The organism is Sedimenticola hydrogenitrophicus, assembly GCF_025175675.1.
Taxonomy (GTDB): Bacteria; Pseudomonadota; Gammaproteobacteria; order Chromatiales; family Chromatiaceae; genus Sedimenticola; species Sedimenticola hydrogenitrophicus.
In genome coordinates, this window is the sequence record NZ_JANIOA010000048.1 from 16,038 (window position 1) to 29,928 (window position 13,891).

The 13,891-nt window shown below is 53.4% G+C and carries 11 protein-coding genes and 1 pseudogene; 5 read left to right on the top strand and 7 right to left on the bottom strand.

Going from position 1 to position 13,891, the window contains the following annotated elements:
- Positions 1-5 precede the first annotated feature (5 nt).
- The 4 genes from NPX02_RS18545 to NPX02_RS18560 form a co-directional block, all read right to left on the bottom strand.
- Positions 6-320, bottom strand: coding sequence for an ElaB/YgaM/YqjD family protein (locus NPX02_RS18545; RefSeq protein ID WP_260295415.1), 315 nt, complete (start codon positions 318-320; stop codon positions 6-8).
- 47 nt (positions 321-367) lie between these two features.
- The gene (locus tag NPX02_RS18550; RefSeq protein WP_260295416.1) at positions 368-580 is read right to left on the bottom strand and encodes a hypothetical protein; all 213 of its coding nucleotides are present in this window, start codon (positions 578-580) and stop codon (positions 368-370) included.
- A gap of 129 nt (positions 581-709) precedes the next feature.
- Positions 710-856, bottom strand: a complete 147-nt coding sequence (locus NPX02_RS18555; protein WP_260295417.1) for a lmo0937 family membrane protein — start codon at positions 854-856, stop codon at positions 710-712.
- A gap of 119 nt (positions 857-975) precedes the next feature.
- Positions 976-1,137, bottom strand: a complete 162-nt coding sequence (locus NPX02_RS18560) for an osmotically-inducible lipoprotein B (RefSeq protein ID WP_260295418.1) — start codon at positions 1,135-1,137, stop codon at positions 976-978.
- Between the two features lie 243 nt (positions 1,138-1,380).
- Between NPX02_RS18560 and NPX02_RS18565 the strand changes: the two genes are divergently transcribed.
- The gene (locus tag NPX02_RS18565; protein ID WP_260295419.1) at positions 1,381-2,229 is read left to right on the top strand and encodes a Crp/Fnr family transcriptional regulator; all 849 of its coding nucleotides are present in this window, start codon (positions 1,381-1,383) and stop codon (positions 2,227-2,229) included.
- A gap of 1,089 nt (positions 2,230-3,318) precedes the next feature.
- Here the strand turns inward: NPX02_RS18565 and NPX02_RS21530 are convergent.
- From NPX02_RS21530 to NPX02_RS18580, 3 genes and pseudogenes are all read right to left on the bottom strand, one after another.
- Positions 3,319-3,744, bottom strand: a pseudogene (locus tag NPX02_RS21530) (peptidoglycan-binding domain-containing protein); the annotation flags it as partial.
- Between the two features lie 509 nt (positions 3,745-4,253).
- Positions 4,254-5,540, bottom strand: a complete 1,287-nt coding sequence (locus NPX02_RS18575) for an ABC transporter substrate-binding protein (RefSeq protein WP_260295421.1) — start codon at positions 5,538-5,540, stop codon at positions 4,254-4,256.
- Positions 5,541-5,580: 40 nt separating this feature from the next.
- Positions 5,581-8,460 carry a putative bifunctional diguanylate cyclase/phosphodiesterase gene (locus tag NPX02_RS18580; RefSeq protein ID WP_260295422.1) on the bottom strand — a complete coding sequence of 960 codons (2,880 nt, stop codon included), beginning with the start codon at positions 8,458-8,460 and terminating at the stop codon, positions 5,581-5,583.
- 1,330 nt (positions 8,461-9,790) lie between these two features.
- Between NPX02_RS18580 and NPX02_RS18585 the strand changes: the two genes are divergently transcribed.
- The 4 genes from NPX02_RS18585 to NPX02_RS18600 form a co-directional block, all read left to right on the top strand.
- On the top strand, positions 9,791-10,219 hold the full coding sequence (locus NPX02_RS18585; RefSeq protein WP_260295424.1) for a DUF302 domain-containing protein: 429 nt from the start codon (positions 9,791-9,793) through the stop codon (positions 10,217-10,219).
- 400 nt (positions 10,220-10,619) lie between these two features.
- Positions 10,620-10,802 carry a PLD nuclease N-terminal domain-containing protein gene (locus NPX02_RS18590; protein ID WP_260295426.1) on the top strand — a complete coding sequence of 61 codons (183 nt, stop codon included), beginning with the start codon at positions 10,620-10,622 and terminating at the stop codon, positions 10,800-10,802.
- Between the two features lie 298 nt (positions 10,803-11,100).
- Positions 11,101-12,234 (top strand): cation:proton antiporter, encoded by a 1,134-nt coding sequence (locus tag NPX02_RS18595; RefSeq protein ID WP_335342605.1) that lies wholly within the window; start codon positions 11,101-11,103, stop codon positions 12,232-12,234.
- 951 nt (positions 12,235-13,185) lie between these two features.
- Positions 13,186-13,891: AI-2E family transporter (locus NPX02_RS18600; protein WP_260295427.1), on the top strand; the 706-nt coding region annotated here is incomplete at its 3' end.

Consider the following 13,891-nt stretch of genomic DNA (forward strand, 5'->3'; position numbering starts at 1 on the left):
GGCGACTAGTGCCGGTTGCTCAGCAGACCGACTACCAGGCCGAAACCGGCGGCCACACCGATGGCCATCCATGGATGATCGTGCACATAGACGTCTGTCGCCTTGGCGGCCTCCTTGGTCCTGGCCATCAGCGCGGCCTGTTCATCCACCAATCTGGTCTTGGCGGCCTTGATCGATTCCTCGACTTTGGCACGCAGTTCGGCCATCTCATCGCCGCCGTGGCTGGCAGTCGCCTTCAGCAGCGCTTCCGCGTCCGCCACCATCTTCTTGAAATCGGCGATCAGTTGTTCGTTGGTGACTTCATCGATTACCTTTGCCATACATTACTCCATTAACGTTATCTACTGTGTTTTCGGGAGTGTCGCCGCTACCGGCGCACGAACAGCAGAACCCCACCCGCCGCTATCGCGACCACGCCTGCCCAGACGGGGATGTTTACGGTCTGCGTATCCTTAACAGTCAACTCGATCGGGCCGATCTTGGCCTGCTGAGTGTCCTTGGTGTAAGTGAATCCGCCGTAGATCAGGCCCAGACTACCGACCACGATCAGCGCGACGGCAAACATTTTTAGAGTGTTCATTACCGATACTCCGATATTGATATATTCGTGTAATCACGCCGCAAACAACCCAGTATCACGGGGTGGCCGCCATCCCGCTCAACAGCTGCGTCCCGCGCTCATCTCACATCATGGACCTATTCGGCATCGTCAGATGCGTCGACCTTGAATGACACGCAGCACTATCACCACGACAGCGATGACCAGGAGTACGTGTATCAAACCGCCCATGGTGTACGAGGAGACCAGGCCGAGCAGCCAGAGGATTACCAGGATGACTACAATGGTTTCGAGCATGGTTGATTCTCCCAGGAAGTGGTCGTATCCGTATCAGCCGCCTTGGCTAAGGGACAGATGCGGTCCACTGTGATGCGCCGCCCGTACAGGCCGGGCACGTCGCAGGTCTGTCATTTTCCTCAATCGTCGATCTCATGACCGGTGACGCCGCCAATTGCGGCACCGACTCCGGCGCCGATGGCGGTGTTTCCGTCCTGTGGCGACATGCCGGTACAACCGCCCAGGACAACCGGCATCGCTGCACCTACAGCACTGAGCGTGTATTTTTGCACCGCTTTCATGTTAATACCTCTTTAAGCATCATTCGTTATCGATTCTTATGAGGCAAGGGTATGGCAAACGCCCACCATCGTCTGTCTGCTAACGCACATAGCCGACAATCGGACGATACGCCGAGCGCCAAGCACGGCCTGTGATCGTTAGCGCGCAAGCCCGGCGAATCAGTTATAGTTATAGCCCAATCCACACGCGTGTCCAGATCGTCTATGGATGTGCACGGTCGCGGCCGATATCCGGTACCAGTCATGCCCATTATCCAGGAACCACGCCATAACCATCTTCTTGCCGCCCTGCCGGCGAAGGAGTACGAGCGTCTTGCACCCAATCTGGAACTGGTCCAGATGCCGCTCGGCCATGTGCTCTACGAGTCCGGCAGCGAGTTGTGTCACGTCTATTTTCCGACCACCTCCATCGTATCCCTGCTCTATGTCATGCTCGACGGGGCATCGGCCGAGATCGCCGTGGTCGGCAACGAGGGCCTCATCGGTGTCGCCCTGTTCATGGGCGGTGAGACCATGCCCAACCGGGCCGTCGTACAGAGCGCCGGTCACGCCTACCGGCTGAAAGGGCAACTGCTGAAGGCGGAGTTCAATCGCTCCGAAGGATTGCAGCTTCTGCTGCTGCGCTACACCCAGGCCCTGCTGACCCAGATGGCGCAGACGGCGGTATGCAACCGGCATCATTCGCTGGACCAGCAACTCTGCCGTTGGCTGCTGCTGAGCCTCGACCGCCTGCCCTCCGATGAACTGATCATGACGCAGGAACTGATCGCCAATATGCTCGGCGTGCGCCGCGAAGGCGTCACGGAATCCGCCGGCAACCCGCAGAAGTCCGGACTGATCAAATACAGCCGCGGCCACATCACGGTGGGCGACAATCTTCTTAGGGTTGGTTTTCCGCTACTGCTCCAAGTTGAATCACCAGTTCGCGCCAACCAGTTTTTTCCAATGCATGTTTATGTTTGCAGTGAAGCGTCCATTCTCGGCACTCACGCGGGCGGTGATATGCGGAGAGGTCACCTTTTTGTTATAGGGCGGCTGTGTTTCGTCATCAAAATCGATATTCCCATAGGGGCTGGAATAGCTGTAACGTGAATTGGAGAATTTTGAAATAAACGCATCCTTATAACGCTTTTCAAGGTCATCGACATCCGTGCCATCACCCAGCGGCAAGCGCTTCAGCAGATAACCCACGGTCTTTTCGTATTGGTACACTCTCCCGTCTATCTGCCGAATCATCACCTTGACCCAACCCATTCCATCAGCCGTTTTCCCATCCCCTTTGATAGTCACACCAGTCAATTTGCTGGATGGCCCTGGAGCCCCCATCTTGATGCCCTGTGACTGCAGATTGTGCAGTGCCTGGTTAATCTCCATGCCAAGCTTGACACCATCAATATCGGCATTCTTAATCACGCCTGCGTCGGATGCCTTAGGGTTATCAAAAGTCTCTCTTTTGGCATCAACGACCTTCACGGCGTCATCAACCAGAATGGAGGCTTTAGCCATCAACTTATATTCTGTTTTCATTTGATTCCCCTGGGGAATCAATTTCATCGCATAGAATTCTAACTGATTGTTTTCAAATTCAATGACCGGTACTGGCCTGGAAGATGAGATATCAGTTCCTACCACTTTGAAACGATAACGCAGGAAAAGCCTGCGCTGCTTATTATCGAAATAATTGGAAATCTGCTCTGCGGTATCCGGGTTCATGGGTAACCAGACCACTTGATCAGGATACTTTGCAGGTAGTGATGAATCACCCGGAATCAGCATTTTAAGTAACACTGTTCGGAAGTTACCGGTAGCAAACCGCACAAAGTATGCCGATTTTTCAAAATCATATTTTTTCAGCTCTACTGGCCGCGCTTTCGAAACAGAGGATTCACGCCAGGGGATAGCATCAAAACGCAAGGGTGTGTTTTTGGCCTCTCTGAGCAACCGTTCTTTTAGTTCTCCTTTTTGCTTATGCCATTTAAATTCATTACTAACCACTTGTTTGAATTCGGGGTGTACGCTCAGTAGCACATCTTTAAAGAGTGTCTCGTTATCCAACACTTTTGGTCGAAAATGAACGGCGGCGAGCTGCAGGCCCGCTATCGTCGGCTCTGGCAGTTCATCATTTGTGATTGCAGACGGTATGCCGGATTCCTGGCTTTGAGTTTCCTGGAGCCGGTTCAGCAATGTCTGGCTGGGCAGACCATCAACTGTAATCCCCTGGTCCTCCTGATAAGCCGCTATCGCCTTTTTGGTACCCGCTCCATATAGCCCATCTACAACACCGACTGGGTAACCCTGCTCTTTCAATTGTTGCTGGATAGACTTGACCAAGGTCTTATCCTGAACTTGCATTGCAGATTGGGTTTGCTTGGTAGGCGATTGGCTGCTGTGAACTTTCGACTCGCTAGTCACCGCCGCGTCAGATTCAGCATCCTTAGGTGTTTGTGATTGTTTATCACTCGACGAACCACCAATGATGTTACCGAAAGAATCACCCACGACTTCATCGGCGGTCTGTTTCGCCTTGTCTACCAGATCATCCAAAAAACCGGCATATACGGGTGAAGTAAACAGTAAAATAGCTATATACAGTGACAGGAAACGCATTGTTACCCCCCCCACAGATATTCAACGCATGAGTTAAAGCTAACACAATTCCGCTACTTTTCAACAAAATGACAGCGTAAGTCCCGGCACTACCGCGAATGCCCGCCAGCTCCCACTCGGCTGGTCGCGAAATCCGCTCACGTTCTGGCCGGTCCCGGCGTCACAGCCAAGCGGCACCCTGCCGCTTCCCAACAAACGTGGCCACCGGAGGGTGATGCGTTACCGGGGACGCGGTTTGGCGCCGCGGCCCCGGCAGATCGCTCATTGCTAGCGCGATGCGACGATGTCCGGTTTCGTCGAACCGACGATTGCCAGGAGCTCCTGAGTCTCCTGTGCCGGTACCTGGCGTGAAAGAACACATCCTCGTAAGTAAATGCTTTATGTGTCCCTTGAGCCATCGATACTGCTCTTTTCCCGCATAGGGAAATACTCGGGAACAGTGACGCGCCCTTAGAACGCACAAAATGAAACTTGATATCCTTGCGGTTGAGTTCTCTTGCCTGCGGGGTCTATATTGAATTCGATAGGATTGCTGATGCTTCTCTAACCAGCTTCTCGCCCCCTCGTTTCGGTGTGAGCTGCTTGAAGGCGATTTCATGTCCTATGCCCTGAAGTGTAATGGCAACCTCGCCGGCGCCTTGCGGCGGGAGAGGCGGCAGCGGTCCGGCGAAGGGGGCCAGGTCATTGATATAGGCAATCGTTTTTCGCCCCACCGCATCGAGCTGTTGCAATAGCAATTTCCGTACAATCGGGGAGGCGGGTATTCCCCGGTCGACCCCAAGTATCCTGACCGCCTTGGGCGACATCACCAGAAAGTTTGCCAGCTCCACGGCTAGCTCCGGTGCCTTTGAATAGGCAGAGACGGACAGCATCTGCGAGGGTTTGTAATATTGTCCGGGTTGACCACCCGTTGAGGTTATTGGGAAGGCGGTAATGTCGAGTGGCTTTGGTATGCGTTGCTGGTAGTTGAGCAGCATATTGGAGTGGGCAAAGTCCGTGGCCGCATAGCCCAGGGTCAGAACAGAGGTATCAATGGTGTGTTTGACCAGTACCTGAATATCCGCCGGCACACAACCGCCGAACACTCGTATTTTTTCCCAGTAAGTGAACCATTCCACCGCGTCGTCGATATCGAAATTCAGTGCTCCCTCTGGCGTGTAGAGGCCTTTGCCCCTTTGCCTGAGCCAGGTTTCAAACACCACCTCTATGCCGCTGGCGTCGGGTGTGGCATAGAAGTTTGGTTGCTTGTTGCCTTTGACAAAGGCTTCGCATTTGTCGCTGAATGCCTCCCAGGTTGTGCCGAACGTGGGTGGCTCAACACCGGCTGAGCCCCAGCCCTCACGATCAATGATGGTGGCAGAGGAGTTGATGCCGAGATTCACTCCGTAGAGCACACCGTCGACACGACAGGAGTCTATATTGAGTTGGCCGAACGACTCGATATCGAGTCGCTTCCCCAAGTATTTGTCAAGTGGCAGCAAGACTCCGTTATCGGCGTAAAGCTGCAGATAGCGGTAGTCCATCTGTATCAGATCTGGCGTTTGACGCGTGGCGACCAGCGACACGAAGCGCTGCCAGTAGTCGAGCCAATCCAGGTATTCGGTATCGATGTCGATACCCGTAGTATCCGTAAAAGCGGCAAGCGCTTTGTGGGTCAGGACAGTGCGCTCTTGGCTGCCCCACCAGATAAATTTTATCCGGGCATTCGCGGCCCACAGCCTGGGGCAACAGAGGCTGCCAGCTACGCCGGCAGCCAGACCGAGGAATCGGCGGCGGCTAAGGCTATTGGATATCATTATATAAGGTCTCAGTTGTGATCCTAATGGACAGCTATAATCATTTATAAACCGTCATACTGGTGGCGATCATCTCACGTGCCGCCTTGGCGGGCATGGGCCTTGCGATATAGTAGCCCTGGGCCTGAGTACAACCTTCACTGCGCAGGAATTCCAGCTGCTGCTCACCCTCCACACCTTCAGCCACAGACTCGATACCCAGAGTCGTACAGAGGCCACATACCGCTTGCACCACAGCCTGACTGTCCTTGGAATTGAGTATGTCGTGGACAAAAGATTTATCGATTTTTATCCGGTCAAAGCGGAACTTGCGTATGTAACCGAGGCTGGAGTAGCCGGTCCCAAAGTCGTCCATCGCGATATGGACACCCATTCGGCGCAAGGCTTCAAGTGTGTCAAGATTGGCCTCCGTATCGTGCATCAATATCCCCTCGGTAATCTCCAGTTCGAGACGGTTGGGAGGAAGACCCGAGACCGAAAGAGCTGCTTCAACATCGGCCATCAGTGTATTGGCACGGAACTGCACCGGTGACACGTTTACCCCCACCTGCAGACATTCCGGCCAGTGCCGGGATTCCAGACAGGCCTGCGTCAGTACCCAGCGGCCGATGGTCGTAATCAAACCGGTTTCCTCCGCGATGGGGATGAACTCTTCCGGTGAGATAAAGCCGCGTTCATTGTGGTGCCAGCGCAAGAGCGCCTCGAATCCCTGTATGTCGCCGGTGGCAATGTTTATCTGGGGTTGGTAGGCCAGTTCCAGATCCTCCATTTCCACCGCCTTCCTGAGTTCCATCTCCAGGGTTCGCCGCGCCTGAACGAGGGCGCCCATCTCTGCTTCGTAGAAGCAGTAGGTGTTGCGCCCCCCTCCTTTGGCCCGATACAGTGCCAGATCTGCACATTTCATCAGCCGATCCGGGTCCTGTCCGTCCCGGGGGCTGACAGCGATTCCGATGGACATTCCGACCACGATCACGTGACCGTCGATATCGTAGGGCTGGCCAATCTTGTCGATGATACGGCGGGAGAGCCGGGCCGCCTCCTCGGTACTTGATCCGCCGGTCAGTAAAATGGCGAACTCGTCGCCGCCTACGCGGGCGACCCGGTCGGAATCGCGCAGGCAGGATTGAAGGCGTTCGGCAACCGCGACAAGTAACTGATCGCCCACTGGGTGCCCCAGCGTATCGTTGACCGTTTTGAACAGGTCCAGGTCCATAAACAGCAGGGCAACTTCCTTCTTCTTTTCCGCATTATTCAACAGCGTACCGATGGAATCCCGGAACAGCCGGCGGTTTGGCAGTCCGGTGAGTGTATCGTGATAGGCCAGGTGGGCAATTTGCTGCTCCTGGCGGCGCCTTTCGGTAATGTCCTCATGGACCGATACCAGGCCGCCTTCCGGCGTACGTGCGCCACGAACCAGGATAGTACGCTCGTTACGGTAATTGAGTACCAGCGGTTTGCTGGAAAAAGCGGAGTAACGCTCGGTATGATCGTCTGCACCCTCGTGTCGTACCACTTGTGCGCCCTTGGCGATGCAGGTATCCATAATCTGTTGCAGCGGTGTGCCTTCGCATACCTCCGCGGAGGTCAGGTCATACAGCGTCATAAACCGGGTATTGCTCATCAACAGTCGATTATCTGCGTCGATAAGGCATAAACCCTGTGGAATGTTCTCAATAGCGGCGGAAAGGCGCTCGTACTGGGTTCTGATCTTGGCTTTCGATTCTGACAGTAGCCGTCGACGGGCATCCTTCAGGTCGACCAGTAATGCATTAAAGCTTCGGGCCAGTGCTCCGACCTCGTCCTGTCTGGCCATCAGCTGAGCTGGCACCTGCTGCGACAACTCTTCCGTTCCCCGTAACCGGATAACAAAGGCTTTCAGGCTCTCTATCGGACTGGCTAGGCCTGCAGCCAATAGCAGACCCGACGCCAAGAGTACAATCGCCATAGTCACGTTCACTCCGATGATGAGCCATTTGGCCTCGTCGATGGTGGCGTGAGTCTTATCCAGCGCCTGTCGGTAGCGTGCGCGGGCCTCCCTTTCCAGTCCGGTAAGCGCCGACGCCAGTGCAATATCGGCGCGGTTCATAGCCATTCGGGTGATACTGGTGCCGGAGTAAAACAGACTCGTCCGTCGCCAGATATCATGGATACCGACGGGGCTCAGAATAGCCTGAGTCAGCTGGGCCATTTGTCGGTCAATCTTATCATTGAGCGACCCATGGTCCTTATCGCGCAAGTTCGGCGCTAGATGATCGAACTCGGATGAGAGGCTGCTCAGTAGGGACTCGTTCAGTTGGACTATCTGCTTATCGCCCTCGACGAGTTGGATCGAGTGTGCGTGCTTCAGTATGTTACCTAGTTCGCTAAGCCTGGATTTAATCAAGGCACCCGTGTCGGCTGGTGGTAGAGGGTAAGTTGAAAGTTGCGAAGGCAACCCATCAATGAGAGAGGTGAGCGCTGCAATAGCCTTGTTTGCGCGAGATCGCTGCGATTCGAATTCTATCTGCAGGCTGGTCTGGGTATCGCAACTGCTGAGAAGGCTTTTGAAGGCGCGCAGGAGTTCATCTTTAGCCGATCTCACCTTCACTTCATAGGTGGCCTCCAGGTTGAGTAAAAAGGTTGCCAGATCTTCAATGATCGCAATATCGCTGGCCATCGAGCCGTTCAGCAACACTCGGTGGGACCCGTCGGCAACCCTACATGCCTGCAAGAGTTCGTGCGCCCTGTTGGACAGACGGTGCATCGAGTTGGAAGCGTTGACAGCTTTGGTAAGCAGGGGCAGATAGATCTGAGTGGTGTCGGTGACGGAGGTCGTTACGGTGTTGGTATACCTAATTGCCACCCAACCGCAGATACTGATTATCAGCACGGCACTTAAGGTAGCGCAAAGCACCTTGAAACGAAGACGTCCTGTCAACATATGCAACCATCTTTTCAATGGCGACCCCTAAGTGCAAGACGACTTTTATTCTTCCCCTAACCGATAGTAACCCCTGAGGTGGCTATTCAGATAAGGAAGGCGTTGGTACCTTTTGTAGTTTTAGCATGTTTAGCACTAAGTGGCCTGCGTAGCAAGTCCCTCAGCGCACCCGCAAAAACCACACCCCACCGGCCGCGCCGGCGGTAGTCTCAAACTCCCGCTGCGCTTAATCCGGCAGCGGCCGACCCTGCCGGGTATGCTGTTCAACAATCCGCTAGGGAAGGAACTGCTCGGGCCGGTGGCGCCGGTAAGGATCACCCGACCGATTACCCTCGGCATTCCTTGCGTGGCGGTAAGAGACATGATTCGCGCACTGTAGAACCCCTTCGGGTTTCATTCAGCACTGCTTCGCTTCCGCTCAGGTCGTCCTTGCGATACTGCTTGTTCATACCGTCTATCGCCTTGGCCGCGAAACTCGAAGCTTGGCTACTCCGAAGAAGGGGTTACCGAAAAGCTGCCCCCCTACTCCCACTCGATTGTAAATGAGTAGTTTTTAACTTTAATTTCAGATAGTTATCATTGCACCATGGTCCAATATCATGCAACATCCATGTTGAGATATTATTTCCCTTCAATTCACTAGCGATGGCGAATGGTACTTTTCAAATTATTCGATATAGAGGAAGCAAGGATATCCACGCTCACCTCTTCCCCGAATCCACCGGCACACTCGCGCCTGACTCAACTGGTCGTTATCCCGCCTTCAAAACCTGTAGGTCTTCAGCGAACACCCGAGATACCATCTTGACTTGTCGGTCATGATGAAGTTCTCCAGGTGAAGGGACAGGTTAGGCCTGCGCGAATCGCAGATCGAATCGGGGGGCGAGTGGGGATGAGCCCAATTGCGCACCAGCGGTTTTTCCCGCGAGCGATGCAACTGTCAGCGACGCAAATATCGTCGATTCTGAGGGTCTTATCTGTACGCTATCGAACAGATAGCCAGGGTTGTGAATCTGGCACCATAACGGGCGATGGACGAGCTATGTGCGATGACGTACAGACGCTGACCAGAAAAGCATCTATAAAGGATATGCTGGCATATTGGTTATGCTGACTCCGCCCGTGTGCATTGTGGCTAGTAACGGAACCGCGCGTCTATTCAACCCTGAACGGAGCTTAGCCATGAGGCACTTGAACCTTTGCAACAACTCGTATACTGCCATTTTGATAGGCGGAAAGAACGGGGCAACTGCCGGGCAAGAAGCAGGATGAGAACTTACAGATGAACGAAAAGCATTAATTGTTCCACCACATAACAAGGAGCGGATTCATGTACGGATTCAGCACTCAGCTAGAGCTACAATTCGATACCGCCGTCATGAAAGTCACAGAGGCTTTGAAAAAAGAAGGCTTCGGTGTAATCACCGATATTGATATCAAGGCGACGCTGAAAGCTAAACTCAACATCGAACATCGGCCGTATCGCATACTCGGCGCCTGCAACCCGACACTTGCCCACCGCGCAATCGAGGCCGATTCCGACATCGGATTGCTTCTGCCGTGCAACGTGGTTGTACGCGAAGAAGCCAATGGAAGCGTAACGATAGCGTTCATGGATCCCACAGCTGTACTGCAGTTGACCGACAAACCGGAATTGAATGCCCTTGGCGAGGAAGCGCTGGTACTACTGCAGGAATGCTGTGCGAGCCTCAAGGTGGAGAACGATCAACTGCCTGGTTCAACCACGTCGCCGGCCTAGTTGTCTGTGTCGGGTGTAGCACCGGATTACCGATCGCTTCGGGTAATTGTTGTTTCCTCAGTGCTTACCCAATTCATCAATACCTACTGCAACCGTCACTTCGTGATTCTTGCGCCTCGCGCAACAACCGCCAACTGAGAGGAGAATGCGACATAGGCCTGAGCAATTATATGAGCAGTCCGTTTGGATGCTGATAAAGTATTATCCGGATGAGAAAATGCAGTCTGTACAATTACCTGGACAGCTACTGATTCAGCAATAATTATCGAGTCCATCTGATCCATTGAAGAGTTACTGGGGTTCAATTCGTGCAAGTCATTGACATTGGTTTGGCGTGAAGCAGGCTCAAAATAATCAGTTTGTCACTGTGCACGCAACAAAATCCTACCTGGAGAAAAGAATGAAATTCACTGGAATTGGCGGCCTTATCGTCCTGTTCGCGGATATCTACGCCATAATCATGATTCTGCAAAGTCCGGCCAAGAGTGTACACAAGCTGGCCTGGGCCTTGGTGGTGTTCCTGTTGCCGCTGATCGGCCTGGTTATCTGGTACCTTGCAGGACCCGGCAAGAAGCCATTCTGAATCTATTCTTATCGTTTGCGCCAGCGTGGTATCGGCAGCGGGAAACAGTTTGGCTATTGTTTGTTAACAAAGGCCGTTTCACGAACCCATGATCAGTGCGTAGGCTGCTTTGTAAACCGCGTAACAATCGAAGCAAATGGCCTCCAGGCCGATGCGCTCGAGAATCCTGACATCCCCTCGTCGATAGCGGATCAGATCGCGATTTTGCAGTCATGTGAAAGGACAACCGGCCAAGTGATCAACATTAACAATGAATAGCCCCGCGTGGTTTCTGCTCGTAGGCGGATTACTGCTGGCGATGGGACTGACCGTTCCACTCATCAAGCGCCTTCCGGTTACCTCTTCCATGATCTATCTGGCAGTGGGAATCCTGGTTGGCCCCATGGGACTGGGTCTGTTCCACTTTAATCCGCTCAAAGAGTCGGCTTTACTGGAAGTATTGACCGAGGCAGCGGTGTTGATTTCGCTGTTTGCAGCCGGCGTTAAAATGCCAGCACCCGTAACCTTTGCACGTTGGCGCGCGCCGGTGCACTTGGCGATTTTCTCCATGGTCACCACCGTCGGGCTGGTCACGGTCTTTGCTTACTATCTGCTTGACCTGCCTCTCGGTGCTGCCATACTGCTTGGTGCCATCATCGCCCCGACCGATCCGGTACTAGCCACCGATGTGCAGATCCGCCATCCCGGTGACCGAGACCGGTTACGGTTTACATTAACCTGTGAAGCGGGCATGAACGACGGCAGCGCCTTTCCGTTCGTCATGCTTGGGTTGGGCTTGCTTGGGTTGCATGAACTGGGTGAGTTCGGTCTGCATTGGGTTTTGGTGGATGTGATCTGGGCTACTGCAGCAGGGATCGCCATCGGCGTGGCGGCGGGTAGTGGGCTTGCGTACCTGATAGTGCACCTGCGCCGCAATCGGCCGGATGCCGGTATGCTGGACGACTTCCTGGGCCTCGGTATGATCGGTGCGGTGTACGGCTTGAGCGTGCTGCTCAGCGCCTGGGGCTTTCTGGCCGTCTTCTTCGCCGCCGTGGCGTTGCGCCAAACCGAGGTCAGACTCGATCTTGCCGATCCAAAACTCCGGCAGCAGCTACAGGCAGATGTACCGGGCCTGGTCGATGATGCGTCACCAAATCATGTCAGTGAAGCGTCCCTGGTATTCAAAGAACACCTCGAACGACTGTCGGAGCTCCTGCTGATCCTGCTCATTGGCGGCACGCTGTTTCTGGACTCCTGGAGTTGGAGCGCGCTGGGCTTCGTGCTGTTTCTATTCACCATAGCGCGACCGCTGAGTGTAGTTGTCGGTCTACTCGGCACCCGCACCCCGTGGCGGATACGCGGTTTAGTCGGCTGGTTCGGCGTACGCGGTATCGGTTCGCTCTACTACCTCATGGCGACTCTCAACATGGACTCCCGGAAGAACTGGCACTGAAATTGATTCAGCTGACGCTGGTTGTAGTAACACTTTCCATTGTCGTGCATGGCATCAGTGTTAAACCGATGATGAGTCGTTTCTGGAAGCGGCGTGAGGGGACTTGAACCGGCTCATCGGCCACGAGGTCATAAAAGGACAAATAAGGATGGAACCCTGCGATCGTCGAGGAGTGGAGTCGCTGTCGTCCTGCCCTCTCAGTGGGAATAACCGTCGCAGTCGCGGTCACTCCATATGCGTGGTTTGACCAGCGCCATGAATCATCAAACCCGTCTAGTTCGTCAGTGCTGCCCTGATGGCAAGTGCGTTGTTCGTAGTAGTTTCCGGTTGCCTGAAACCGGGCCCGGCGGAACAGGCCAGCGATGCCAACACACCGAAATCCTGCACTGACTAACCGTATCACGACTGAATGATTGCCATATGACTGTCCGAAGTTATGTGCGTTAACAGACAGACGATTGTGTATCTCATTGCTAGACTGAATACACAAATTAAATGGAACAATAATTCTTGCCAAAGTGCTTATCGTGGCTGGCAGCCAGGACCAGCTCTATGGGGGTTTCACCTACACCAAAGGCACACAGACGGCCAAACTGGGTCCGTCAGAGTAGACGGTGAATGATAGGGAGACCGTCAATGTGCCGATATGAGCTGGAGCAGGCATGCTTATGGCAGGTGGGTTATTGCTGGTTATGCGCAAGTAGCCCATTAATCCGAAACCACCTTAATGTGAGTAACGAAGGAATCCATGGACAATCTATATGGTGATGCGACCAACGGGATAAGAGTAATCAACAACAAAGCGATTCCCATATCGTACGTGTGCGCCTTAATAACGGTGGCAATCAAACTATTTAAGTAACGCACGAGTCAATACCTCAATATGATATGAATCATCCACTCACATCCACGGCAGACACCCCACTCCCCGCAGTGCAAGGGGAGCAGGTTGTGAAGCCGATTATCGTACATGTGCCTGTTGATGCACGTGGACTAGCGCTGGGATTGTTGGCGAGCATCGCTTTTGTATTTGCACTTGATTGGATGCAATCACTTTTAGTTCCGCTGTTGCTGAGTATTTTTCTCGCGTATACCTTGAATCCTCTGGTTGGTTATTTGGAAAAAATCAGATTTCCGCGCCTGTTGGCATCCAGCATTGTCATGCTCGTAGTAGTGTCGGCACTGACCTTAGGTGGTTACGCCTTGCGCGGTCAGTTGCAGACCATAGTGACGCAGTTACCGGTAGCCGCGGATAAATTGTCTGCTCAGTTAATCAACATACGTGATGACCGCAGTGGTAACTTGCAAAAAGTACAGTCTGCGGTTGGTGCCATGGAAAATGCAACAAAGCAATCTGACAGTAAACAGACAAGCCGTGAATTGAATGCTACCCATGTGATGATTGATGCACCCAGATTCAAGCTGGGCGACTTCATGTGGTCCAGTTCTTTGGGGGCTATGGGTGCCATCGGTCAGGCGACAGCGGTGATTTTTTTGGTGTTTTTCATTTTAGTCGGTGGCGATACCTTCAAGCGTAAGCTGGTTCGGTTGACGGGCCCTTCGTTTACGCGGAAGAAGATCACCATCAATATATTGAATGGGATTAACAATTCCATTCAGAAATATATGTTCACTCTGTTGCTGACTAATATACTTT

Coding starts and splice junctions, on each gene's coding strand:
- NPX02_RS18575 (WP_260295421.1), bottom strand. CDS start 5,540: ATGATATCCAATAGCCTTAGCCGCCGCCGATTCCTCGGTCTGGCTGCC.
- NPX02_RS18555 (WP_260295417.1), bottom strand. CDS start 856: ATGCTCGAAACCATTGTAGTCATCCTGGTAATCCTCTGGCTGCTCGGC.
- NPX02_RS18565 (WP_260295419.1), top strand. CDS start 1,381: ATGCCCATTATCCAGGAACCACGCCATAACCATCTTCTTGCCGCCCTG.
- NPX02_RS18580 (WP_260295422.1), bottom strand. CDS start 8,460: ATGTTGACAGGACGTCTTCGTTTCAAGGTGCTTTGCGCTACCTTAAGT.
- NPX02_RS18595 (WP_335342605.1), top strand. CDS start 11,101: ATGGGACTGACCGTTCCACTCATCAAGCGCCTTCCGGTTACCTCTTCC.
- NPX02_RS18585 (WP_260295424.1), top strand. CDS start 9,791: ATGTACGGATTCAGCACTCAGCTAGAGCTACAATTCGATACCGCCGTC.
- NPX02_RS18550 (WP_260295416.1), bottom strand. CDS start 580: ATGAACACTCTAAAAATGTTTGCCGTCGCGCTGATCGTGGTCGGTAGT.
- NPX02_RS18560 (WP_260295418.1), bottom strand. CDS start 1,137: ATGAAAGCGGTGCAAAAATACACGCTCAGTGCTGTAGGTGCAGCGATG.
- NPX02_RS18590 (WP_260295426.1), top strand. CDS start 10,620: ATGAAATTCACTGGAATTGGCGGCCTTATCGTCCTGTTCGCGGATATC.
- NPX02_RS18545 (WP_260295415.1), bottom strand. CDS start 320: ATGGCAAAGGTAATCGATGAAGTCACCAACGAACAACTGATCGCCGAT.